This window comes from Peribacillus sp. NPDC060253, from assembly GCF_042727425.1.
Lineage (GTDB): Bacteria > Bacillota > Bacilli > Bacillales > DSM-1321 > Peribacillus.
This window is the reverse complement of record NZ_JBHXAS010000030.1, coordinates 25,092-47,897: the sequence shown is the minus strand read 5'-3', so window position 1 is coordinate 47,897 and position 22,806 is coordinate 25,092. Positions and strand designations below refer to the sequence as shown.

24 protein-coding genes and 1 riboswitch are annotated in these 22,806 nt (G+C 41.6%); of the genes, 21 read left to right on the top strand and 3 right to left on the bottom strand.

The annotated features are described in order from the left end of the window. From ACFWE9_RS10610 to rarD, 7 genes are all read left to right on the top strand, one after another. Positions 1-524 (top strand): group II intron maturase-specific domain-containing protein (locus ACFWE9_RS10610; protein WP_377356699.1); only part of this gene is annotated, 524 nt, incomplete at its 5' end. A gap of 280 nt (positions 525-804) precedes the next feature. After that, the gene (locus ACFWE9_RS10605; RefSeq protein ID WP_230154627.1) at positions 805-1,953 is read left to right on the top strand and encodes a cysteine desulfurase family protein; all 1,149 of its coding nucleotides are present in this window, start codon (positions 805-807) and stop codon (positions 1,951-1,953) included. Beyond that, on the top strand, positions 1,950-3,161 hold the full coding sequence (gene thiI / locus ACFWE9_RS10600; RefSeq protein WP_230154629.1) for a tRNA uracil 4-sulfurtransferase ThiI: 1,212 nt from the start codon (positions 1,950-1,952) through the stop codon (positions 3,159-3,161). The genes ACFWE9_RS10605 and thiI overlap by 4 nt, the downstream gene beginning before the upstream one ends. 81 nt (positions 3,162-3,242) lie before the next feature. Next, positions 3,243-3,449, top strand: a complete 207-nt coding sequence (locus ACFWE9_RS10595; RefSeq protein WP_034309203.1) for an alpha/beta-type small acid-soluble spore protein — start codon at positions 3,243-3,245, stop codon at positions 3,447-3,449. 134 nt (positions 3,450-3,583) lie between these two features. Continuing rightward, a complete protein-coding gene (gene mbcS, locus ACFWE9_RS10590) occupies positions 3,584-5,167 on the top strand; it encodes an acyl-CoA synthetase MbcS (protein WP_377356696.1) in 1,584 nt (527 codons plus the stop codon). Between the two features lie 154 nt (positions 5,168-5,321). Then, on the top strand, positions 5,322-6,923 hold the full coding sequence (locus ACFWE9_RS10585; protein ID WP_230154633.1) for an amidohydrolase: 1,602 nt from the start codon (positions 5,322-5,324) through the stop codon (positions 6,921-6,923). 80 nt (positions 6,924-7,003) lie between these two features. Then, entirely contained in the window at positions 7,004-7,933 is a 930-nt protein-coding gene (gene rarD / locus ACFWE9_RS10580) for an EamA family transporter RarD (RefSeq protein WP_377356694.1), read from the top strand. A gap of 93 nt (positions 7,934-8,026) precedes the next feature. Here the strand turns inward: rarD and ACFWE9_RS10575 are convergent, their stop codons facing one another. Continuing rightward, complete coding sequence (locus ACFWE9_RS10575; protein WP_377356692.1) at positions 8,027-8,854, bottom strand: protein-glutamine gamma-glutamyltransferase; 828 nt, start codon at positions 8,852-8,854, stop codon at positions 8,027-8,029. A 303-nt stretch (positions 8,855-9,157) separates the two neighbouring features. Beyond that, positions 9,158-9,267: riboswitch (TPP riboswitch) on the top strand. A gap of 130 nt (positions 9,268-9,397) precedes the next feature. Here ACFWE9_RS10575 and ACFWE9_RS10570 point away from each other — a divergent pair. Genes ACFWE9_RS10570 through ACFWE9_RS10550 form a run of 5 tightly spaced genes read left to right on the top strand, consistent with a single transcriptional unit; the run spans position 9,398 to position 12,993 of the window. After that, the gene (locus ACFWE9_RS10570; protein ID WP_377356690.1) at positions 9,398-10,402 is read left to right on the top strand and encodes an ABC transporter substrate-binding protein; all 1,005 of its coding nucleotides are present in this window, start codon (positions 9,398-9,400) and stop codon (positions 10,400-10,402) included. A gap of 11 nt (positions 10,403-10,413) precedes the next feature. Further along, entirely contained in the window at positions 10,414-10,698 is a 285-nt protein-coding gene (locus tag ACFWE9_RS10565; RefSeq protein WP_377356688.1) for a thiamine-binding protein, read from the top strand. Continuing rightward, positions 10,695-11,477 (top strand): ABC transporter permease, encoded by a 783-nt coding sequence (locus ACFWE9_RS10560; RefSeq protein ID WP_377356686.1) that lies wholly within the window; start codon positions 10,695-10,697, stop codon positions 11,475-11,477. Before ACFWE9_RS10565 ends, ACFWE9_RS10560 begins: the two co-directional genes overlap by 4 nt. Then, positions 11,461-12,204 carry an ABC transporter ATP-binding protein gene (locus ACFWE9_RS10555; RefSeq protein ID WP_230154645.1) on the top strand — a complete coding sequence of 248 codons (744 nt, stop codon included), beginning with the start codon at positions 11,461-11,463 and terminating at the stop codon, positions 12,202-12,204. Before ACFWE9_RS10560 ends, ACFWE9_RS10555 begins: the two co-directional genes overlap by 17 nt. A gap of 18 nt (positions 12,205-12,222) precedes the next feature. After that, positions 12,223-12,993 carry a TatD family hydrolase gene (locus ACFWE9_RS10550; protein ID WP_230154647.1) on the top strand — a complete coding sequence of 257 codons (771 nt, stop codon included), beginning with the start codon at positions 12,223-12,225 and terminating at the stop codon, positions 12,991-12,993. A 41-nt stretch (positions 12,994-13,034) separates the two neighbouring features. Here ACFWE9_RS10550 and ACFWE9_RS10545 read toward each other — a convergent pair whose 3' ends face one another. After that, positions 13,035-13,835: an NAD kinase gene (locus ACFWE9_RS10545; protein WP_230154649.1), complete on the bottom strand. Its 801-nt coding sequence runs from the start codon at positions 13,833-13,835 to the stop codon at positions 13,035-13,037. 154 nt (positions 13,836-13,989) lie between these two features. Here ACFWE9_RS10545 and ACFWE9_RS10540 point away from each other — a divergent pair, with 154 nt between their 5' ends. The 7 genes from ACFWE9_RS10540 to tpx all read left to right on the top strand — a co-directional run bounded on the left by ACFWE9_RS10540 (position 13,990) and on the right by tpx (position 19,169). Further along, the gene (locus ACFWE9_RS10540) at positions 13,990-14,343 is read left to right on the top strand and encodes a nucleotide-binding domain containing protein (protein WP_230154651.1); all 354 of its coding nucleotides are present in this window, start codon (positions 13,990-13,992) and stop codon (positions 14,341-14,343) included. Continuing rightward, positions 14,343-15,326, top strand: coding sequence for a 4-hydroxythreonine-4-phosphate dehydrogenase PdxA (pdxA, locus tag ACFWE9_RS10535; RefSeq protein WP_377356683.1), 984 nt, complete (start codon positions 14,343-14,345; stop codon positions 15,324-15,326). The genes ACFWE9_RS10540 and pdxA overlap by 1 nt, the downstream gene beginning before the upstream one ends. A 354-nt stretch (positions 15,327-15,680) precedes the next feature. After that, positions 15,681-16,682 (top strand): signal peptide peptidase SppA, encoded by a 1,002-nt coding sequence (sppA, locus tag ACFWE9_RS10530; protein ID WP_230154655.1) that lies wholly within the window; start codon positions 15,681-15,683, stop codon positions 16,680-16,682. A gap of 12 nt (positions 16,683-16,694) precedes the next feature. Next, positions 16,695-17,234 carry an RDD family protein gene (locus ACFWE9_RS10525; protein WP_230154657.1) on the top strand — a complete coding sequence of 180 codons (540 nt, stop codon included), beginning with the start codon at positions 16,695-16,697 and terminating at the stop codon, positions 17,232-17,234. Between the two features lie 100 nt (positions 17,235-17,334). After that, positions 17,335-18,027: a DUF2953 domain-containing protein gene (locus ACFWE9_RS10520; RefSeq protein ID WP_377356681.1), complete on the top strand. Its 693-nt coding sequence runs from the start codon at positions 17,335-17,337 to the stop codon at positions 18,025-18,027. Between the two features lie 15 nt (positions 18,028-18,042). Further along, the gene (ytfJ, locus tag ACFWE9_RS10515; RefSeq protein WP_230154661.1) at positions 18,043-18,507 is read left to right on the top strand and encodes a GerW family sporulation protein; all 465 of its coding nucleotides are present in this window, start codon (positions 18,043-18,045) and stop codon (positions 18,505-18,507) included. Positions 18,508-18,668: 161 nt separating this feature from the next. Continuing rightward, a complete protein-coding gene (gene tpx / locus ACFWE9_RS10510; RefSeq protein ID WP_230154663.1) occupies positions 18,669-19,169 on the top strand; it encodes a thiol peroxidase in 501 nt (166 codons plus the stop codon). A 183-nt stretch (positions 19,170-19,352) separates the two neighbouring features. Here tpx and ACFWE9_RS10505 read toward each other — a convergent pair whose 3' ends face one another. After that, a complete protein-coding gene (locus ACFWE9_RS10505; protein WP_230154665.1) occupies positions 19,353-19,670 on the bottom strand; it encodes a hypothetical protein in 318 nt (105 codons plus the stop codon). Between the two features lie 607 nt (positions 19,671-20,277). Between ACFWE9_RS10505 and ACFWE9_RS10500 the strand changes: the two genes are divergently transcribed. Together ACFWE9_RS10500 and ACFWE9_RS10495 are read left to right on the top strand one after the other, a co-directional pair. Further along, positions 20,278-21,264: a class I SAM-dependent methyltransferase gene (locus tag ACFWE9_RS10500; protein WP_230154667.1), complete on the top strand. Its 987-nt coding sequence runs from the start codon at positions 20,278-20,280 to the stop codon at positions 21,262-21,264. A 169-nt stretch (positions 21,265-21,433) separates the two neighbouring features. After that, a complete protein-coding gene (locus ACFWE9_RS10495; RefSeq protein WP_230154669.1) occupies positions 21,434-22,630 on the top strand; it encodes an acetate kinase in 1,197 nt (398 codons plus the stop codon). Positions 22,631-22,806 lie beyond the last annotated feature (176 nt).

The window sequence follows — 22,806 nt, the reverse complement described above, 5'->3', positions numbered from 1 at the left end:
ATAAACTGAAGCTAAAGGTCAACTACGAGAAGTCGAAGTATGATCGTCCTTGGAACAGAACGTTTCTCGGCTTTAGTTTCATGATGTCAGAGAAGAACCTGAAGGTTCGACTGGCTAAACAAACGGTGAAGAAAGTAAAGAAACGAATCAGGGAAATGACCTCGAGAAAATTACCGATACCCATGGAACTCCGAATAAATAAGTTAAAGCAATACCTTAGAGGGTGGATGGGGTATTTCGCACTCATTGATACTCCGAACGTATTGAAGAATTTAGATTCATGGATTCGAAGAAGACTCAGGATGTGTCTATGGAAACAATGGAAGTTGCCAAGAACCAGAGTGAGAAAACTCAAAGGACTAGGCGTCCCATTTGGAAAAGCATATGAATGGGGAAATAGCAGAAAGGGTTATTGGCGCATTGCGCATAGCCCTATTCTAGACAAAACCCTTAATAATGCTTATTGGCAACATCAAGGGTTAGAAAATCTATATGAACGATATACAAAACTGCGTCAGACTTAAACTGAACCGCCGTATACCGAACGGTACGTACGGTGGTGTGAGAGGTCGGAGGCTAGGCGCCTCCTCCTACTCGATTTTTTCCGGACCCTAAATTAGTTTTCTGCCAATATATTTGAGTGGGTGGGGAGTGATGAGTATGCAAGACTCCTTTCTTACAAGACCAGTGTTTTACATTCTCTTTCAAATTCAATTATGTTAATATTAGAAGTTGCAACAGCAACATTTGAAGCGATATTTAAAAGAGAGTCCATCATAGATACAAAACATGGAAGGTGAAACCATGATTTATTTTGACAATAGCGCAACAACAAAACCATATCCCGAAGTAATCGAATCGTTCGTAAAGGTTTCTTCGGATTATTTTGGCAACCCTTCTTCACTGCACGGACTTGGCGTACAATCCGAAAAGCTTCTTTCTGCTGCGAGAAAGCAGATCGCAGATTTATTAAAGGTGAAGAGCTCGGAAATATATTTCACATCCGGAGGAACGGAAGGGAATAATCTTGCCATTAAAGGAGCCGCCCATTCTCAGGGAAATCGGGGCAAACACATCATCACGACAGCGATTGAACATCCTTCCGTTGAAGATGCATGCGAATCATTGACGAAAATGGGTTATGAAATCACATATCTGCCTGTTAACGAATTTGGGCAAATTGAATTAACTGATCTTAAGAATGCAATGAGGGAAGATACCGTTTTAGTGTCCGTCATGCATGTTAATAATGAGGTTGGCTCCATACAACCAGTAGTTGAAATAGGAAAAGTGTTAAAGCAATATCCACACGTGCTCTTTCATGTAGATAATGTGCAGGGGGCAGGCAAAGTTTCATTATCATTACGTGATGCAAATGTGGATTTATGTACAATTTCAGGACACAAGGTACACGGCTTGAAAGGGACAGGCATCCTTTATATTCGTGAAGGCGTTCGGATCGATCCGCTATTCCACGGTGGAAATCAAGAAACGAAACTCAGAAGCGGCACCGAAAATGTCGCGGGAATCGTCTCTCTTTCGAAAGCTTTTCGTATTAGTATGAACAATCAATTGCTGTATCATGATAAGCTGCAGCAAATCAAACAATATTTATATAAAGGGTTGAACGAAATGGACGGGGTGATGGTTAACACTCCTGAGGAAGGTGCAGCCCATATTTTGAATTTTTCCGTTCCGGGACTCAAATCAGAGGTATTGCTGCATGCTCTTGAATCGGATGGAATATATGTTTCGACGACAAGTGCATGTTCTTCGAAAAAAAGGACGGTAAGCAAAACGGTGGATGCGATGTTCCATAATCAAGCCCGTTCCGAGAGTGTCATCCGGATCAGTACTACCTATGGGAATGAGATGGAAGAAGCGAAGCAAGTTCTGGCGGCGATACAGAAAATAGTCGCTAAATTAGAAAAAATAATGAGGGTTGCTAAATGAAATTCGATCATATAATTATTCGTTATGGAGAGATCTCCACGAAAAAAAGAAACCGCAAAGGCTTTGTTGACAAAATGAAGGCACATATCCGCTGGAGTTTAAAGGATATTGAAGGCGTAGTCCTTACAGCCAACCGGGAGCGGATGTACGTTCTTTTGAATGGGGTGGATCATAAGCCTGTCATAGACCGATTGAAAGGTATTTTTGGGATTCAGTCTTTAAGCCCTGCGATAAAAATCGAGCGTGATTTAGAAGTGATGAAAACGGCAGCGTTATATTACCTTAATCACACGCTTGAAGATGTAAGCACGTTTAAAATCACGACAAAACGCGCGGATAAGGATTTCCCATATAATACCGATGAAATTAACAGGGCACTCGGCGGTCATTTGCTTCGAAATACGGAAGATTTAAAAGTGGATGTAAAGAACCCGGATTTGAACCTGTTGGTTGAAGTGAGACGCGAAGCCGTGTATTTGACGGGTGAAATCATCCAGGGGGCAGGCGGGCTTCCATTCGGATCGAGCGGAAAGGCAATGCTGATGCTTTCTGGCGGGATTGATAGCCCTGTTGCGGGGTTCCTTTCAATGAAACGCGGATTGGACGTAGAAGCGATCCATTTTTACAGCCCTCCCTTCACAAGTGAGCGTTCTCGTCAAAAGGTCATTGATCTGGCGGGCAAGCTTGCTGAAATAAATGGAAGCATGAAAGTGCATATTGTTCCATTTACGGAAATTCAATTACTGATTCAAAAACAGATTCCGGAAAACTACTCCATGACGACAACTCGTCGTTTGATGATGAGAGTCGCCGATCGAATCCGTGAAAAAGAAGAAGCGATGGCACTCATTACAGGCGAAAGCCTTGGGCAGGTAGCGAGCCAGACGATGAGCAGCATGTTTGCCATCAATGAAGTGACGAATACACCGATCCTGCGTCCATTGATCACCATGGATAAAACGGAAATCATCAAAATTGCCAGAGAGCTTGATACTTTTGAAATATCCAATCTGCCGTACGAAGATTGTTGTACGGTCTTTACGCCGGCAAGCCCAAAAACGAAACCGAAACGTGAAAAAGTCAATTTCTATGAAAGCTTCGTCGACTTTGAATCATTGATTGAAAAAGCGGTTTCCGATACCGAAATATTGACGGTTAGACCGGGACATACATTCAATAAAGATGAGGCTATGGATGACTTATTTTAATTCCTGTAATTACCAATAAAATTTTGCGAATGAAGCCATGTGTTTTAACACATTCTATAATCACAAGGAGGTGAAAAACACATGGCAAACAACAACAGCTCAAACGAATTATTGGTACCTGGAGTAGAACAAGCTCTACAACAAATGAAATACGAAATTGCAACAGAATTCGGCGTACAACTTGGTGCCGATACAACATCTCGCGCTAACGGTTCAGTTGGTGGAGAAATCACAAAACGCCTTGTTCAAATGGCTGAACAACAATTAGGCGGAGGATTTAACCGTTAATTTAATAAATATGGCTACAGAGAGCAGGTTTATAACCTGCTCTCTTTATTTATTTGTAAAAATACATAGAAATATTAGAGAAGTATCTTGTATAATGAGTAGGTACTAAGAGTTCATAATTGGAGGGGAAGAAAATGAAGCGTGAAGATTTATTAGCTCCGGAACATTACAACTTAGTGAGTGAAATGGAACGTTTTGCAAAAAATCCAGAAAAGGTTGCGGTACTTTGGGAGAACGAATCCGGAGATAAAAAGCAACTTACATATGAAAATTTATTAAAAAGTGCAAATAAAATCGGAAATGCCTTCAAGAAAAAAGGACTGGGAAAAGGGGATACGGTCCTGATCATCATTCCTCGTCTAGTGGAAGCTTATCAGGTTTATTTAGCCGCATTGAAAATAGGCATGATTGTCATTCCATGCTCCGAGATGCTTCGGGCAAAGGACTTGCAGTATCGTATTAATCACGGTGATGTTAAAGGGATAATCAGTTATCATGAATATACACATGAATTGGATGAAGTAGAGGGGGCGGCAAGCCTTCTGAAATTCTCGATCGGAAAACGAATGGAAAATTGGCTTGATTTGAATGAGCTTGCCGATGCGGAATCGGATCAGCTGTCCATGGCCGCCACGAAGAGTGAGGATATGGCATTCTTATCTTATACTTCCGGAACGACAGGAAACCCAAAAGGGGTCGTCCATACACATGGCTGGGCTTATGCCCATTTGAAAACGTCTGCTGCAAACTGGCTGGGCATCAGTGAAGGGGATGTGGTTTGGGCAACGGCAGGTCCGGGGTGGCAAAAGTGGATCTGGAGTCCGTTCTTGGCTGTTCTTGGAACGGGAGCAACCGGTCTTGCCTATCATGGGAAGTTCGAGGCCAAGAAATATCTTCAGCTTCTGCAGGATTATAAAGTGAATGCGTTATGCTGTACACCAACCGAGTACCGATTGATGGCCAAGGTGGATAACCTTGATGACTATGATTTATCCCATCTTCATAGTGCTGTATCAGCGGGCGAGCCATTAAATCAAAAAGTGTTCGAGGTGTTTAAAAATCATTTCCATATCGAAGTCCGCGATGGATATGGACAAACCGAAAATACCCTTTTGGTAGGTGTCACAAAAGGCATGGCAATTAAGCTGGGCTCCATGGGCAAACCGACTCCAGGCAACCATGTTGAAATCATTGATGATTCCGGCAATCCTTGCTCTCCTGGTGTAGTGGGGGACATTGCCGTGCACGTCGATACGCCTGCTCTCTTTAAAGAATACTTTAAAGATCCCGAGCGGACATCGAAGCAATTCCGCGGTGATTATTATGTCACCGGCGATCAGGCGAAAAAGGATGAAGATGGTTATTTCTGGTTTGAAGGTCGTTCTGATGATATCATCATCAGCTCAGGGTATACCATTGGACCGTTTGAAGTGGAAGATGCACTCGTTAAGCATCCATATGTGAAAGAGTGTGCCGTTATAGCCAGCCCTGATGAAATAAGGGGGAATGTGGTTAAGGCGTATGTTGTCTTAATGGATGATATCGATCCATCAAGCCAGGACTTGATCAAGACCCTCCAATTGCACGTAAAAGAATTGACGGCTCCATATAAATATCCAAGGAAAATAGAATTTTTAGAAGAGCTTCCCAAAACAACATCCGGTAAAATCAAACGGGTGGATTTACGGAAAAGGGAAGAAGCACTCCTTAACAATTGATCGAAAGCATTACCGTCAGCCCCCAAGGCTGGCGTTTTTTTATATAACAAGGGGCTTGCATAAAAGCATAAATATGTGAATTCGTGATATGAGATGGTACACTTACTGCATATCTGTACAGTAACAATCATTTAATAAGGAGTGTAAAGCCAGAATGGGAACGTTATGGTTCAATGGGTCGATTTATACGATGATTAAAGAAAACGATCGAGTGGAGGCAGTCTTCACTGAAAAGGGGGTAATTGTCGATACCGGCAGCCCTGACTATTTAAAAAATGAATATGCAGGCAATATTTCCAGGGAAATCGACTTAAAAGGACAAACGATGCTGCCTGGGTTAGTGGATAGTCACCTCCATTTGGTCGGGCATGGTGAACGATTGCTTCGTCTAGACCTCTCTTTGATGGATAGCAGGGAGTCCATATTGAGTTCCTTGAAAGAAAGATGCGCAATGACACCGGCTGGAAAGTGGATTGTCGCTGAGGGTTGGAATGAAAACGAATGGCCTAGTCCTGAATTGATATTGCGTGATGAGCTTGATGCGATATCGACAGAGCATCCCATCGTATTGAAAAGAATATGCCGTCATGCCTTGGTGGTTAATTCTTGCGCCCTTAAAGAAGCTAATATTAAAGAGGATACGAAAGAACCGCCAGGCGGGGTTATCTGCCGTTATCCTGATGGAAGGTTAAATGGTTTATTTAAGGAGAACCAGGCGCAGAACCTTATTTTAGACAGCCTACCCGGCATTGACCAGGAGTATATCGAAAACGCGCTTACAGAGGCGATACAGGACGCCTATAAGGTAGGATTGACTGGCGGGCATACAGAAGACCTCCATTATTACAATGGCTTCATGCCGACTTATCAGGCGTTTAAATCTGTCATCGAGGACCGGAATATGGTCTTTCGCGCCAATTTACTCGTCCATCATGGAGCGTTTGAAGAGATGCTGGCAGCAGGCGGTCGTTATCAAGAAGGTACGCGATATATCAAATTCGACAGCATGAAGATATTTACTGACGGCTCCTTAGGAGGCCATACAGCCCTGTTGAGCGAACCATATGTAGATCAAAAAGATACGAATGGCGTGGCGATATTCACCGAAATGGAACTTCAGGAATGGGTGCAAAAAGCAAGGCAGGTTGGAATGCCGATTGCTGTCCATGCCATTGGTGATCTTGCTTTTGAATATGTCTTGAATGCAATGGAAGCTCTCCCTCCAAAAGAGGGACTGAGGGATCGGCTCATCCATGCACAAATTGTCCGGCCGGAACTGTTGGAGCGCGCGGCAAAACTACCAGTCATCTTTGATATCCAACCAGGTTTCGTACCTTCCGATTTTCCGTGGGTGGAAGAAAAGGTTCCGGCAAATCTATTGGAATCCTCCTACGCCTGGAAAACATATTTGAATATGGGAATTATTTGTGCGGGAGGATCAGATGCTCCGATTGAGCCGTTAAATCCAATTTTGGGCATTCATGCTGCCGTCACAAGGACGAAAATCAACAGTGAGGATGGCCATGTATATGGCTTGGATGAAAGACTTTCCGTATATGAGGCATTCGCACTTTATACAAAAGGGAGTGCCGCAGCAATAGGTCAAGAAAAACGTCGTGGTCAGATCATTAAAGGGCATGATGCGGATTTTACCATTTTTGATCTTGATGTCTTTGCAGTTGAGCCAGATGATCTGCTAAAAGCTGAGGCGGTCATGACAATCATTGATGACAGAATCGTGTATGATAAAAAATAACAATTGCAAAAAAAGAAATGGGTATGCAAAATAGTTAGATGGATTTCGATAAAGGAATGTAATTAGAAAGAAGGCAGGTTATGAAAGTGGATGAACAAAAAGAAGGGGCAATTTATGCCGCCCTTTCTTATATGATGTGGGGAGTTGTTCCGATTTACTGGAAGTTTCTTCAGGGAGTCGGTGCAACAGAGATTTTAGCGCAGAGGGTATTATGGTCTTTCGTCTTCATGCTGGTTTTATTGATGTTCATGAAAAAATGGCAATCCTTCGTGGATTATGTCAAAAACATATTGGGAAATCCCAAACTCTTTGCGGCATTACTTACGGCTTCGCTGCTCGTTACAGCCAATTGGGGAGTGTTCATCTGGGCCGTTAATTCAGGACGAATCCTTGACACGAGCCTAGGTTATTATATCAATCCGCTAGTCAGTGTATTATTGGGAGTGATTGTCTTAAAAGAAAAATTGAGCGGAGCCCAGATCTTGTCGTTCCTGCTTGCGGGGATCGGAGTCTTGATCCTTGGCATTCATTTCGGCACCATTCCTTGGGTCTCTCTCGTCTTGGCCATGACCTTTGGATTATATGGTTTGGCAAAAAAAATGATCAAGGCCGAATCAGCGATAGGGCTGACGCTCGAAACGATGATGGTAACGCCTCTTGCCCTGGGTTACCTCATATATTTGATGACGCAATCAGACATGCAATTCTTTACGGCGGGAAGCACAGGCTTGCTGTTGGTCGGCGGTGGGATTGTCACGGCTTTACCTCTTTTATATTTTGCGAAGGGGGCGGAGAAAATCCCGCTATCGATGCTTGGCATTTTTCAGTATATCGCTCCGACCTTATCCTTATTTATCGGTGTATTTGTTTATCATGAGAGCTTTACCAAAGCACATCTTTTAGCCTTTTTGTTCATATGGTCAGCCTTGGCCGTTTATACGCTATCCATTACAAAATGGGGGCAGGCAAGTGCCCGCAGGTTTAAAGGTAAAAGGAATATTGGTGCGTGAATAAGAAAAAATGCTTGGCGGATCTATCCGCCAAGCAATTTTTTTATGACGAAATTCAAAGAAAACGGGTTTACATTACGTAAACTGCCAGGGTCATGAAAGGTAAAGCGTTTGACCTATTTCAGATACAATCAAATCGGAGAGGCTACTGGGACTGTGCACGGGGGTTACTCGGGGGATATTGGTTTGGAATGGACGATAGTAGGAACTATCCAAGCTAATAATATGCTGGGTCAGGAATGCTGATATGCTGGCATTCGGCTTTCTATTGCCATTTAATTCATCGATGATTCCCTGTGAATTGGTAATCCCAATCCCGTGGCCATAAAATTGGTTTTGTCCTAATAATATGGCATTTTCCCCTTGCCATTCAGGAGTGTCCTCATCGTGATCCGGGTTTTTGAAGTAAAGATTATCCCCCGGTAAATAATCTCTTCCTTTATGGACAAGCAGAGCCATATTCTTTGGAGGGTGCCAGTCATATAGAAATAGGTCTTTAAAAAGATAGTCAAAATCCCTCGGACCGATTAAATCCAAAATCGCCTTTAAAAAAGTGACGACTATTGCTGTACCGCATTCGAAAGCGTATAGCCTTCCATTCAAGAAGATGTCTACAATTGCAACATGTGGAGGAACCCTTGGCAGAAGGGTGAAGGTGCCATTCTTTGAAAGGTGCCAATATTGTTTATTGGATAGCGATTCCTCAAGTGTTGAAAATTCTGCATGACTATTTTCTAACGAAATGGCCGCCTCTATGACTCGAAGCCTCAGTTGTATCTCGAATTCAAGCTCACCCAAGCTCGCATATTCATAAACGTTTGGATACCCCGCCAGCAAATGGAGAATTTCCAGCGATTTAGCGGATTGTATGACTGGTTGGATTTGACTGACATCTAATACTTTGTTATTAATCTTTATCATGATCATATCCACCTTTTGCTTATTAAGTTAAGGATTTATAAAACCAGTACACTGAATTGTCTACAGGTAATGCTCATTATATGAATACCTGCACGGAAATGACTATTTGAAACGTGCCATGCACCGTTACAAATGAATGATAATCGACTTGATCCATACATGTATAAGGATATCTACATTTTTTAAGATGCGTTGCTGGATTTCCCAAACTGCTAGGAAACCTTTCCAATTAGTGAGAAGAAGCAAATTAGTATTCCCTTTTCGGTCTGAATTGATATAATGAGAGAGAAAAGTTCATATGTGCGAGAAATGTAGGGGGGCCAGTATTGCTGGCTGAGATTGCGTCCTTTAGATGCTGACTCTTTGAACCTGATCTGGATGATGCCAGCGGAGGAAACATACATATTATTACTGTCTTTCTGTTTTTGTATGTTAACGTCCGAATTCATCTTCGGGCGTTTTTTGTTTTTTATTTGAATAGAACCTGGCGTCCGTTATAGTTCCGGCATATCGATCTTATATAATGTGTAGGAGGGTAAAGTCTTGAGAAAATTTTTGCCACTGGTAACTTCGTTGTTCCTTTTAGCTGGATGTGGTGCAGGCGGAACGAATGAAAAAGAAGAAGCATCTAAAAATGAAAACCATAAAGAATTAAAAAAAGTATCGGTCGTGCTGGATTGGACACCGAATACAAACCATACAGGATTGTATGTAGCAAAGGAAAAAGGATATTTTAAAGAACAAGGTCTGGATGTGGAAATTATCATGCCTGGTGAAGCTGGTGCTGATAAGCTCGTTGCTTCAGGGAAATCTGAATTTGGCGTGGGCTACCAGGAGGGAATCACGCAGGCTCGTGTGCAGGGCGTGCCAATTGTTTCGCTAGCTGCCGTCATCCAGCATAATACCTCAGGTTTCGCTTCCCCTGAGTCAAAAAACATTAAAACTCCCAAGGATTTTGAAGGGAAAACGTATGGTGGCTGGGGTTCTCCAGTTGAAAAGGCCATTCTTGATTCACTCATGAAAAAAGATAATGCGGATGTAAATAAAGTGGATATAGTGAACACAGGGGACACAGATTTTTTCACTTCAGTTAAAAGGGATATAGATTTCGCCTGGATTTATTATGGGTGGACAGGTATCGAGGCCGAGTTGAGAAATGAAAAGCTGAATATGGTTTACTTAACCGAATACTCTGATAAGCTTGATTACTATACGCCTGTTTTGACCACAAATGAAAAGCTGATTAAAGAAGATCCTGAAACCGTTAAAGCATTTGTTCATGCAGCTTCGAAAGGGTACCAGTTTGCGATTAAGAATCCCGATGATGCAGCAGACATGTTAATTAAGGCTGCACCGGATCTTGATGCTAAACTAGTGAAGAAAAGCCAAGAGTGGCTTGCAACCAAGTATCAGGATGATGCTCCGCGTTGGGGTGAACAAAAGCTTGAAATTTGGAAGAATTACAGTGATTGGATGGCTGAAAATAAGCTTCTCGAAGGTGATTTCGATCCTGAAAAGGCATTTACCAATGAATTTTTACCAAAATAGGAGGAAAAAAAATGGCCAATTCATTAATTAGTATACAAATTATCCCTAAAGGGGAAAATGTCATCCCTATGGTCGATGAAGCAATCAAGATCATTGATGAATCAGGTGTCAAATATGAGGTTCACCCGCTTGAAACAACAATGGAGGGTGAGCTTTCCGAACTTTTCGCCGTGATAGAAAAAATGAATGTAAGAATGATTGAAATAGGATCGCCGAATGTCATTTCCCAAGTGAAAATATTATATCAGCCGAGCGGAATTACCATGGATACGTTAACGGAGAAATATCGGGCATGATCGGAAGGATAATTTGGAAGAAGGGGGCTCCCTTCTTTCTTTTATTATTGTTGCTGATAGTATGGGAATCAGTGACAGTCTTATTAAAAGTTGAAGAATGGCTGCTTCCTGCTCCATCAGCCATTTTGACTGAAGGAATTGAATCGTTTCACAATCTTTCGGGACATCTGATATCAACTACTGAGCTTGCGTTAACCGGTTTTTTTATAGGAAGCTGCATCGGCTTATTAATTGCGGCAATCTTACACCTGTTTCCTGGTGTAAAAGAGGCGGTTTATCCCCTGCTCATACTATCACAAAATATTCCAATCATTGTTCTGGCACCGCTTTTAGTGATCTGGTTTGGTTTTGGAATGCTGCCAAAGCTAATTGTGATTTCTCTCGTGTGTTTTTTTCCAGTTGCCGTTGCTTCATTAGACGGGTTTCGCCAGACACCATATGAACTTAAGCATTATTTCAAGATGATGGGGGCGGGGAGAAACCAGTTATTTTGGAAGCTGGAGCTTCCTCATTCGATTCCGTTCATTTTCTCAGGATTGAAAATTTCGGCAACATATAGTGTAATGGGTGCGGTTATTTCGGAATGGCTTGGAGCTAAATCGGGGATCGGCGTTTATATGACGCTAGCTTCCTCTGCATTCAGGACAGATCGGGTGTTTGTTTCCATTTTCCTCATTATGGGAATGAGCCTTCTCTTTTTTGGAATCATTAACTTACTGGAGAAATACTTTGTTTCATGGAAGAGAAAGGAGGGTGAAAAGGATGAAGCTGGAAATTAAAGATGTCTCCTATTCTTTCGATGGTAAACAAAATATTTTAGAGAATATACATTTCCATGTAGGTGATGGGGAGTTTGTCACGATCCTTGGACCATCCGGTAGCGGTAAAAGTACATTGTTCCACTTGATCGGGGGCATTTTGAAGCCGAATCAGGGCATCATTTCGCTTGATAGTAAAAAAATAAATGGCTTAAAAGGCCATATAAGCTATATGCCCCAACAGCCTTCCCTTTTACCTTGGAGAACGGTATTGGAAAATGTCTTGCTTGGAAGTGAATTGGCTGGCATTAGAGACAAAGAGATGGCAAAAGCCCTTTTGGTGAAAGCGGGATTGGAAGAGTATGAGAAAGCATATCCGCATGAATTATCTGGAGGCATGAAGCAAAGAGCCGCATTTATTCGAAGTATCTTAAGTCCACAGGAATTGATGTGTCTGGATGAACCTTTTTCTGCATTGGATGAACTGACAAGATTGCAAATGCAAAAATGGCTGATGTCTGTTTGGGAAGAAAATCGGAGATCGGTGCTTTTTGTTACTCATAGCATTGATGAAGCGGTTTTCCTTTCCGATAGAATATATGTGTTATCAGCAAAACCCGCTACTGTCATAAAAGAGGTTGTTGTTCCATTTCCAAGGCCAAGAAGGGAAGAACAGCTCCTTAGTGATGAATTTTTTAATTTGAAGAGAGAACTATATGCAGCACTAAAGCCGACTGTTACTACGTAAGGAAGGAGAAAATGAAACATGAAAATCATCGATAGCCATATCCATTTGGATAGGTATGATGAATGGAAGCAGAAGCAGATCCTTATGGATATGGAAAAGGTTCATTTGGAATCTTTGCTAACTGTTTCCATGAATTTGACTTCTTCCATAAACAATTATCATCTTTCACTCAAAGATTCACGAATTAAGCCGGCCTTTGGTTTTCATCCCGAGCAGCCACTCCCAAGTAAAGAAGAAATGGAAGATTTACTGAGTTGGATGCGGAAACATCACCACGATATGTTTGCTGTAGGTGAGGTTGGGCTGCCCTATTACTTAAGGCAGGAAAATCCCAATATGGATACGTCAGAGTATATAGAATTACTGGAGAGGTTCTTGGTGTTAGCTAAAGAAATCGAAAAACCGGTTATTCTTCATGCCGTCCATAATGATGCATCTATTGTTTGTGATCTGTTGGAAAAACATCAAATCACAAAGGCACATTTTCATTGGTTTAAAGGTGATATCCACACAATCGAAAGAATGGCCAAAAACGGTTACCTCATTTCAGTCACACCTGATGTATGTTATGAAAGAGAAATACAGGAGTTGGTTTCTGTATACCCACTTAAGCAAATGATGATTGAAACGGATGGCCCATGGCCGTTTGAAGGGGTTTTCAAAGGGAAATGGACACATCCGGGCATGATGCATGACAGTGTGCGTCAAATTGCTTCAATTAAAGGCTTAGCCATTGAAATTGTGTATGAAATCCTTTATCAAAATACAAAAGATTTTTATAGTTTATAAAAAGGTACCAGATAGTAGATCTGGTACCTTTTTAGTATTTTTTATAGAAAGGTTCTTTTTACCTTTTCCCAAAAGGAATTGTCCTTAAGCTTAACGGTTTTGATGACTTTACCGCTTAATCGGACCTGGATCTTCTCGACATGACTGATGCTCAAGGCTTCATTGTCCATTCCGATGATTGGATAGCTTGGCCCATTTTGCTCCAGGTGGACGTTCAACGTCTTATCTCCGCTTAGTATGAAAGAAGAGCCTAGCGTCCGATATGTATTGTTATTGATTGAAGCGAGCTCGCTCACTTGAAAGCATGGGAGAAGGGGGTCCACAACGGCCCCATTGACCGATTTATTATAGGCGGTGCTTCCGGTCGGAGTAGCAATGATAATTCCGTCCCCGCGAAAAGTTTCAAAGTGAAGTTGGTCAATGAAAATATCCATGATGAACGTCTTGGTGATGGAAGTCCGGATACTGAGTTCGTTGAGCGCAAAAAAGGATGGTTGACCGTCCAATTGTATATCGATGGTAGGATATTTACGAACCTCGATTTGCTCTCTTGTCATGGCATCGATCATTTTGTCCGTGTCTTCCAAGTGGAAATCGCAATACATATTCAAGTTTCCTGTGGTGGAAATGCCAGCATATAAACAGTCATCCCTGAATCCGGTTTTTCGGACAGCCTGTAAGAATGTCCCGTCATCACCAATACTTACGATAATGTTGGCTTCTGTGAAATTTTGGACGATTTCATATGAATGTTGCTTTGCCAACTCGGCTAGACGTTTCACCTTGTTTTGCATTTCTGAATTTGAAGCATGGAAAAAATAAATGTTTCTTCGACTCTTCATCATGATCCCCCCTAGTATGAATAGTGGTGAAAAGGCTTTCTTTTATTTCCATAAGAGAAAGCCGACAGTACAAAGAATAGCTGCATTGCGAACAATATTATATGACTTAGTCTATCATGGAATGAAGGACTATTGTTAACCGTTTGGGGACGCGTTGTCGAAAGGAAAAACCGACATTGAAAAGGCTTGGAGAACAGGCGAATCTAAAGGACTTACTCATAAACAGATCAGTAACGAGATTGTGAAAGCGATAGGGACAGTATGTTCTGTATTGTTAGAGAAACAATATTTTAAAGGTGTTACCATGACCGGCGGCGATACAGCCAAGCAAATATGCAATCTATGGGATGTAAAAGGATTCGAATTGCTAGATGAACTGGAAATAGGAGTCCCTATCTCCAAGTTCTTGGGTAATGACGCTATTTATGTCGTTACGAAAGCAGGCGGCTTTGGTACAGAGGACGTATTTATACATGCGATGAGAAAGTTGAAAGGGGAGAATTCTTGATGAGACCCATTATTGGAATTACCATGGGAGATGCCGCGGGAATCGGACCAGAAATTATCGTAAAGGCATTGGGACATGAAGAGGTGTATGAACAGTGCAGGCCGCTTATTATCGGAGATGCAAAAATAATAGAAAAGGTAAAGCCTATCGTAGGCTATGCGGGGATTGTACATTCCATAAAGGACCCTTCTGAGGCGAAGTATGAGTTCGGTTCGATAGATGTTCTGGATTTGGACATCCTTCCGTTTGGAGAGGTTTCCGCTCTAGCGGGAGACGGCGCATTTCAATACTTGGCAAAGGCCATCGACTTGGCGAAGGAAAAGAAAATCGATTCGATCTGTACCGCCCCTTTGAATAAAGAAGCGCTCCACAAAGGAGGACATATGTATCCGGGGCATACTGAGATTCTTGCTGACCTTACGGATACAGAAGACTTTTCGATGATGTTAACTACCCCCAACTTAAAGGTCATTCATTTGACGACACATATGGGACTGATTGAAGCAATCGAAAGCATTAATCCTGAGCGGACGTACAAAGTGATCAAGCTTGCACATGAAACACTGACAAAAGCGGGTTTCAAAAATCCTAGCATCGCTGTATGCGGGATAAACCCTCATGCAGGGGAAAACGGTTTATTCGGAAATGGTGAAGAAGAAGAGAAACTAATGCCCGGAATAGAAAGGGCACAGAATGAGGGAGTCAATGTAACAGGGCCGCTTCCTGCAGATACATTGTTCTTCAGGGCTGGCCGTGGAGATTTTGATATTGTCATTGCCTGTTATCATGACCAGGGACATGCTCCAATCAAGGTTATGGGAATTGAGGCTGGGGTCAATATTACCGTAGGGCTGAAAGGCGGAATTATCAGAACTTCCGTAGATCATGGCACAGCCTTTGATATCGCTGGGAAGAACATCGCTGATGAAAAAAGCATGCTTGCGGCCATTCAGTCAGCCATTGAATTAGCTCCAAAGAAATAAATGTAGAAGCTGCCGGGATGAATTCCGGCAGCTTTTTCTATTTATGCCATGGAAGAGCAAAACATGCCTATATGATTGAAAACAATCCGGAACATCGTTTGACATCTCTGAATTTGAAGTATGGAAAAAATAAATATTTCTTCTGTACATCATAATCCCTCTAAGTATGAATAATGATGAAAGGGCCTTCTTTTTTCTTTATAAGGGAAAGTCGATATGACAAAGTTAACTACACATTTCCAATTAGGGTATTATTTGCTACAATTTTAGATGTCTTGGTTTATCATGGAATGAAACATTTTTGTTATTAGTTCGTATGGTAAGAAGGATACATATATTTAAGGGGGAAAACAGATGAATGGAAAGCGTTGGGCAGCACTTGGAATCGCAGCCGTTTTATTTTTTGTCTCTATTGCTGTAGGGACGGCTACGACTCTATTTACAGCCGATACGGAAAATATTATTGATGATTTATTTGCTTCCGAAAGTGCATTTTACGAGGAAGTCATAGAAGGTGAAGATTTCTCTAATATTATTGCCGTATTTGATGTGGAGGGCACGATTCAAGATACTGGAGAAGCATCATTACTTAGTTCAGCAACATATAATCATCGTGCCTTCATGGATAAGCTGAAGATGGCAGAAGAAAATGATGATATTAAAGGAATCATCCTACGGGTGAATTCTCCTGGCGGCGGTGTCGTCGAAAGTGCAGAGATCTATGACAAAATCCTAGATATAAAAAAAGTGAAAAAACCTGTCTATGTTTCCATGGGGTCAATGGCGGCTTCAGGTGGATATTATATTTCTGCACCGGCCGATAAGATATACGCTAGCCCAGAAACGATGACAGGTTCACTTGGCGTCATCATGCATGGGTATAATTACGAGAAGTTAGCTGAGAAGTATGGTGTTGAGTTCGAAACGATCAAAAGCGGGCCACACAAAGATATTATGAGTCCGACCCGGGAAATGACTGGAGAAGAACGTAAAATACTGCAAGATATGATTGATAATTCTTATGATCAATTTGTAAAAGTCATTGCAGATGGACGCGGTATGACGGAGAAGGAAGTAAGGAAAATTGCCGATGGCCGTATTTATGATGGGCGTCAGGCGAAAGAAAACCATCTAATCGATGATTTCGGCCATTTGGATGATGTCATTGCCGCGATGAAAACGGATATCGGTAATAAAGATGCTCAAGTTATCCGTTATACAGATGAGGCAGGTTTCGGTTCGTTATTCAGTATGGGAGCGCAAAAAATGTTGGGAAATGATGTGGAAACGGCGGTCTTGACAAAAATCCTTTCCTCCTCAAATTCTCCACGCTTAATGTATTTGTATGCGGAATAGGGGGGCTGAAGGATGACGGAACGAAATGAAAACAATGAACAAATCGCTTCATCCAATCTAATGGCTGATCATGAGGTTCCCGTTCAGCAGGAATTTCCACATGCCGAGAAGACCGTGGATGATGGGGAAGTCAAGGGCGTTTATTTTGCTGGTTTTTGGATGAGATTTTGGGCTTATTTAGCGGATCTGTTGATTATCGGTAGTTTGAATCGTATATTGATTCATCCTATCTTTAAGTTTTATGAAGGAACAGATGACCTTTGGTTTTCCGCAGAGGGCTTTTTAACAGGAATCGTATTCTTCTTATACTTTGTTTTGATGACCAAGTTCTTGAACCAAACCCTTGGCAAAATGATTTTTGGACTGAAAGTCGTTGCATTGAAGGAAGAAACAAAAACCATTTCATGGGGTACGGTATTGTTCAGGGAGCTGATTGGCCGCTATATCTCAAAAATCACATGGATTGGCTATCTTTTGGCAGGCCTATTACCGAAGAAACAGGCTTTGCATGATGTCTTCGCAGACACAAGTGTGGTTTTGATCCGTAGATGATTTCTTTCATTTATAAATCTGTAAGAGCGTGATTTTTGCTCTTGCAGGTTTATTTTTTTTTGCATATGCCGATAATAATAGGCTGAAAGGATGTGGATGCATGAAGTGGCTTTTGTTGATTATGGGTATCCTCATTTTGGTGCTGCTTCTACTTATTTTCACTAAAGTAAGAGTGTACATTGATCTCAAACGTGTCCAAAAAAATGACCTAATACATATTAAATTATCAGCTTGGTATGGACTTTTTCACTATACTTTCAAAGTGCCGGTCATTAAAAAGGATGATGATTCGGCAGCGATAGTAGTAAAGCAAGAACAAGGAATTAAGGAAGAAGAAAAAAAAGAAGAAATGAAAAAAATCACTCCCGAAGATTTACGTAATGAATTCGCTGACATGAAGGAAATCCTTCATCATATCATCGGTTTTCATCGGATTGTCCGTCATTTCACAGGGAAAGTGCAAGTTAAAAAATTCGCTTGGCACAGTATGGTTGGTACTAAAAACGCCGCACACACCGGCATGTTAACTGGAGTATGTTGGGCACTTAAAGGTTCCATCATCGGTTTGTTAACTACCTATTTCAACTTCAGGATCATGCCCTCTTATTCCATAACTCCCGACTTTCATCGATGGCAGGCCAATACGACGATTTCATGCATATTACAATTTAGAATCGGGCAAGCTATGGTGACTGGAATAAAACTGCTTCGTTATTGGAAGGGCGGAAAGGCAAACTTCAAGTCCAGGAAATTAGCGAGGCTATCAGGTGATTCCAATAAACAATCGTTCTAGAGTGGAGGAATTTAGATGTCAGATCATCCGATCCAAGGATTAATGAAAGAAGCGATGGAAAATCTGAAAGAAATGGTCGATGTGAACACGATCATCGGAGATCCGGTGGAAACTCCGGATGGAAGCGTCATTTTAACCGTATCCAAAGTCGGGTTTGGTTTTGCAGCCGGTGGAAGCGAATTTGTGATCGATGGAAACCATCAAGGACAGCAAGGTGAGTCTAAGCAGCCATTTGGCGGCGGTAGCGGTGGTGGGGTCTCCATAACACCAATTGCCTTTTTGATTGTCGGTTCCCATGGCGTGAAAATGATCCATCTTGATGAAGGAACACACCTTCTCGAAAGAATGATGGATTTAGCTCCTCAGGTTGTAGATAAGATTCAATCCATGCTAGCCAAGAAAGACAAAAATCAAAATCAAGCTGGCAGTCAAGCAGCCACAATGAGATACCAAGAACCTAAACAGGATTTAGATTTCTAACTGCGACTCGGCATCCGCCGAGTTTTCTTTTTGCTGAAATATCCAAACTATTGAAAGAGACATGAACACAAACATTTTTCCCAATTCAATTAATTGCAAAATTCCGGTAAAACAAATATGATTATCCTTGTACATATAGCAGAAAAGGGAGGAATTTTTTAATGGCTTCAGTAACATTTAAAAACAACCCGATCACTTTAGTGGGACAAGAACTAAAAGTTGGGAACAAAGCACCTGATTTTACAGTATTGGCAAATGACTTATCGCCGGTTACATTAAGCGACTCTAAAGGTTCTGTCCGCATTATAAGCGTGGTTCCATCCGTGGATACAGGTGTTTGTGATGCACAGACACGTAAATTCAATGAAGAAGCGGCAAAATTGGATAATGTGAAAGTCCTGACGATCAGTAACGATCTTCCTTTCGCGCAAAAACGCTGGTGTGCTGCTAGCGGCTTGGACAATGTTCAAGTTCTTTCAGATCACCGTGACCTTTCTTTCGGTGAAGCTTATGGTGTAGTCATGCAGGAACTTCGCCTATTGGCGCGCTCTGTATTCGTAGTGAACAGCTCCGATGAAATCACATATGTAGAATACGTGAGTGAAGGCACTAACCATCCAAATTACGAAGGTGCAATCGAAGCGGCAAAAGCGGCAAAATAAGAGGCGAATTCTAAGAAACCGGGCGCAATCTGCCCGGTTTTTTGTTTTAGACGTTGTAAACGGATGTTGTTGATTTTCTTGATTAATCTTCAATGGAGCTTTAGTTATATTAATCTTTGAGTGTCGAACAATACAGTTCGTTTCTAATATACCGTTTTTTATTCATTAATATGCTGAAGTTAGTTATGGCTCTAAACTCGGACCATTTAGTGGTAATACAATCTTGCCAGACCACTCTTGACCATTAGGTGTACCAACTCTTATATCAATTTCATTAGGCCACGACGGCATTTGTCTTGGATATGGTCCTGGATGAGACCCCGCTTGTTGCCCTGCTCGATATCCATCTCGATACCCTTGTCGATACCCTTGCCGATATCCTTGGCGAAACCCTTGTTGGAACCCTTGTTGTTGTCTGTTAAGTTCATCATCTGACTGTATACCATGCTGCTGATTTATCGGATTAACCGGCCCATGATAGTATTGATTTTCATTATCCATATAATCACCACCTCATGTATGGTATTCTGTTTGGGAATTCAGTGAGCCTTTCCAAGTAATAAAAAATAAAGGGCAACAGCCCTGTATTTTGAGCCAAGTTCAACTGACCGTCGAGCTTCAAATGTAGTGCTAACTGACAAAGGTCAAAGTTTATTTATAGAAATCTTTCCTCAACAAGTTGAAGTAAAATCCGAAAATTCGTCTTATAGATAATGAGGGAAAAATACAGGTAACAGATCTTCTCAAAATGCTTGGTTTTGGTGCTAGTCAGATTAATAATTGCAAATTATTAAAAGAGTTTGGGACCATCTAAGATTGCGAACTGCTTAATCATAAATTAAATTTCAAAAGTAAAAGAAATTTAGAATCTTTATTAGTATCATCCAAAGTACACCCCCAACCACCTATTTATCCGCACTAGTAAATGAACAAATTTACCTTTTATTTAATCGTGGTTGAAAATTTTGAAAAAAGAGCTTATATGCGGACTTTCAAATTGGAAAACAGTACGTTAAACAAACGAAGAATCATCAGCAGGACGTACGGCTTGTATCTCTTACTTCTTACCTTTAAAATAAGGGCAGAAGCAAACAGGAGGAATTAATAAGTGAAGTCTACCCCAGTTGAACAATTATTTTATGAATTTGATGAAACAGCCCAAATATTACAAAGTGAACTCTCTTGCACATATCTGGATGCCCTAGGTGAAACGGGAGAGAATTTCTTCCAAGGGAAAGTCCTGCAGGAGGAAATTAGTGAAGTATCGAAGAAAAGGTTAATGAAACATTATGCAGACTTTTCACTCGAGAAATATGAGAAGGAAGCAATCCGTAAAGCCTATCAGCTTGCCATATTAAAAGGCATGCAGCAGAGCGTACAACCGAATCACCAAATGACCCCTGATGCAGTCGGCATGTTCGTCAGCTATTTAGTCGGTAAATTCGCCAAGGATCAAAAAGAGTTAGTCATGCTCGATCCTGCGGTAGGAACGGGGAATTTGCTATTTGCAATCTTGAATCAACTTCCTGATAAAAATATCGCTTCATATGGTGTCGAAATTGATGAAACCTTGATCAAGCTTGCATATGCAGGGGCGAACCTACAAGAACACCCGCTGCAATTCTTCAATCAGGACAGTCTGGAGCCGCTTTTCATCGATCCTTCGGATGTTGTGGTCAGTGATTTGCCGATTGGTTATTACCCGAATGATGTACGTGCAGCAGATTATGAATTGAAGGCCGAAAAAGGACATTCGTATGCACACCATTTGTTTATTGAGCAAAGTGTTAAACATGTGAAGGATGGCGGACATCTTTTCTTCATCGTCCCTAATAACTTGTTCGTCTCAGAAGAAGCGCAGAAACTCAATGATTTCCTGAAAAAACATACACATATCCAAGGGATGGTGCAACTGCCGCTTTCCATGTTTAAAAGTGAAGCGGCTGCGAAAAGTATCCTGATCCTTCAAAAGAAGAAAGAGGGGATCGAAGCACCGAAAAAGGCACTGCTCGTTCAACTTCCAAAGCTCTCGGATTTCGATGCAACAAGGTCTGTCATGCAACAGATGGACGATTGGTTTAAAGAGGAAAAATAGTAAATGAAAGCTGATGCCATTCGCATTGGCTTTCATTTTTTTTGTAAGAGTGATTATTTTTCATTTGGTTGTCATTCTTTACCATGATAAGATTGTACAATACACTGCGCGTTATTCGTTGAGATGATCATAGTTTGTTTGACTAGCTTTGAGTAAAGGAGCAGGATGGATGTCAAAAATCATGGCTATTAATGCAGGCAGCTCTTCATTGAAGTTTCAGCTTTTTGAGATGCCAAGTGAACAAGTGATTACAAAAGGTCTTGTAGAAAGAATCGGCTGGAAAAATTCCACATTTACTTTGAGTGTCAAAGGCGAAAAAGTTTCTAAAACGTCCCATATACCCAATCATGAAGTGGCTGTTGGACTTTTGTTGAAAAAGCTGATTGACCACCGCATCATTGACTCCTTTGAAGATTTGGACGGCGTAGGGCATCGTGTGGTGCATGGTGGTGAGGTGTTCAGTGACTCGGTCATGATCACGGAGGACGTGATAGAGCAAATCGATAAACTTTCAGAGTTGGCACCCCTTCATAATCCCGCGAATAGCACGGGAATCAAAGCCTTCAGGCAAATACTTGGTGATGTTCCGGCAGTTGCTGTTTTCGACACTGCCTTTCATCAAACGATGGCTGCAGGTTCATATTTGTATAGCTTACCTTTTGAATATTATGAAAAATACGGAATAAGGAAGTATGGCTTCCATGGTACTTCACATAAATATGTGTCACAGCGGGGGGCAAAAATGATCGGCCGGCCGATTGAGCAGCTTCGTTTGATATCTTGCCATTTAGGAAATGGTGCAAGCATTACGGCAATAAAGGGTGGTAAGTCAGTTGATACATCAATGGGATTTACACCGTTGGCCGGTGTTACAATGGGTACGCGTTCAGGCAACATCGATCCGGCGCTGATTCCTTATATCATGGAAAAAACGGGGAAAACAGCTGATGAAGTGCTGGATGTCTTGAATAAGGAAAGCGGCATGCTAGCCCTTTCCGGATTTTCCAGCGACCTGCGCGATATCCAAGTGGAAGCGGATAAAGGCAATGAACGGGCTGTACTTGCACTTGAGGTTTTTGCAGATCGGATTCACAAGTATATAGGTTCCTATTCAGCTAAAATGGGGGGAGTGGATGGCATCATTTTTACAGCCGGCATCGGTGAAAACAGTCAAACCATTAGAGGTCGTATCTTGGAGGGACTGGAATTCATGGGCGTTTATTGGGATAAGGATCTTAATCGCACCACTGGTAAGGAAGCGTTCATCAATGCACCTTATTCCCCAGTGAAAGTGATGGTCATCCCTACTAATGAAGAAATCATGATTGCCAGGGATACCATGGAGGTAGCTTTAAGAGGGAAATGAGAAAACATGCCTTCCTGATTTTTCTTAGAAAAATCTCCTTACATGATTTATGACTTCGGTAAGGGGATCTTTACTAGGATTGAATTATATTATTGTATAAAGTTGATGCAGATGATTGACCTTCAAGCCCCCTTCATATGGCTTTTTTTTTTGGATATCATACCAAGTGAGCTATG

Excerpts from the sequence above, each read along its gene's own strand:
- ACFWE9_RS10605 (WP_230154627.1), top strand. The coding sequence starts at position 805 with ATGATTTATTTTGACAATAGCGCAACAACAAAACCATATCCCGAAGTA.
- thiI (WP_230154629.1), top strand. The coding sequence starts at position 1,950 with ATGAAATTCGATCATATAATTATTCGTTATGGAGAGATCTCCACGAAA.
- ACFWE9_RS10595 (WP_034309203.1), top strand. The coding sequence starts at position 3,243 with ATGGCAAACAACAACAGCTCAAACGAATTATTGGTACCTGGAGTAGAA.
- mbcS (WP_377356696.1), top strand. The coding sequence starts at position 3,584 with ATGAAGCGTGAAGATTTATTAGCTCCGGAACATTACAACTTAGTGAGT.
- ACFWE9_RS10585 (WP_230154633.1), top strand. The coding sequence starts at position 5,322 with ATGGGAACGTTATGGTTCAATGGGTCGATTTATACGATGATTAAAGAA.
- rarD (WP_377356694.1), top strand. The coding sequence starts at position 7,004 with ATGAAAGTGGATGAACAAAAAGAAGGGGCAATTTATGCCGCCCTTTCT.
- ACFWE9_RS10575 (WP_377356692.1), bottom strand. The coding sequence starts at position 8,854 with ATGATAAAGATTAATAACAAAGTATTAGATGTCAGTCAAATCCAACCA.
- ACFWE9_RS10565 (WP_377356688.1), top strand. The coding sequence starts at position 10,414 with ATGGCCAATTCATTAATTAGTATACAAATTATCCCTAAAGGGGAAAAT.
- ACFWE9_RS10560 (WP_377356686.1), top strand. The coding sequence starts at position 10,695 with ATGATCGGAAGGATAATTTGGAAGAAGGGGGCTCCCTTCTTTCTTTTA.
- ACFWE9_RS10555 (WP_230154645.1), top strand. The coding sequence starts at position 11,461 with ATGAAGCTGGAAATTAAAGATGTCTCCTATTCTTTCGATGGTAAACAA.
- ACFWE9_RS10550 (WP_230154647.1), top strand. The coding sequence starts at position 12,223 with ATGAAAATCATCGATAGCCATATCCATTTGGATAGGTATGATGAATGG.
- ACFWE9_RS10545 (WP_230154649.1), bottom strand. The coding sequence starts at position 13,835 with ATGAAGAGTCGAAGAAACATTTATTTTTTCCATGCTTCAAATTCAGAA.
- pdxA (WP_377356683.1), top strand. The coding sequence starts at position 14,343 with ATGAGACCCATTATTGGAATTACCATGGGAGATGCCGCGGGAATCGGA.
- sppA (WP_230154655.1), top strand. The coding sequence starts at position 15,681 with ATGAATGGAAAGCGTTGGGCAGCACTTGGAATCGCAGCCGTTTTATTT.
- ACFWE9_RS10525 (WP_230154657.1), top strand. The coding sequence starts at position 16,695 with ATGACGGAACGAAATGAAAACAATGAACAAATCGCTTCATCCAATCTA.
- ACFWE9_RS10520 (WP_377356681.1), top strand. The coding sequence starts at position 17,335 with ATGAAGTGGCTTTTGTTGATTATGGGTATCCTCATTTTGGTGCTGCTT.
- ytfJ (WP_230154661.1), top strand. The coding sequence starts at position 18,043 with ATGTCAGATCATCCGATCCAAGGATTAATGAAAGAAGCGATGGAAAAT.
- tpx (WP_230154663.1), top strand. The coding sequence starts at position 18,669 with ATGGCTTCAGTAACATTTAAAAACAACCCGATCACTTTAGTGGGACAA.
- ACFWE9_RS10505 (WP_230154665.1), bottom strand. The coding sequence starts at position 19,670 with ATGGATAATGAAAATCAATACTATCATGGGCCGGTTAATCCGATAAAT.
- ACFWE9_RS10495 (WP_230154669.1), top strand. The coding sequence starts at position 21,434 with ATGTCAAAAATCATGGCTATTAATGCAGGCAGCTCTTCATTGAAGTTT.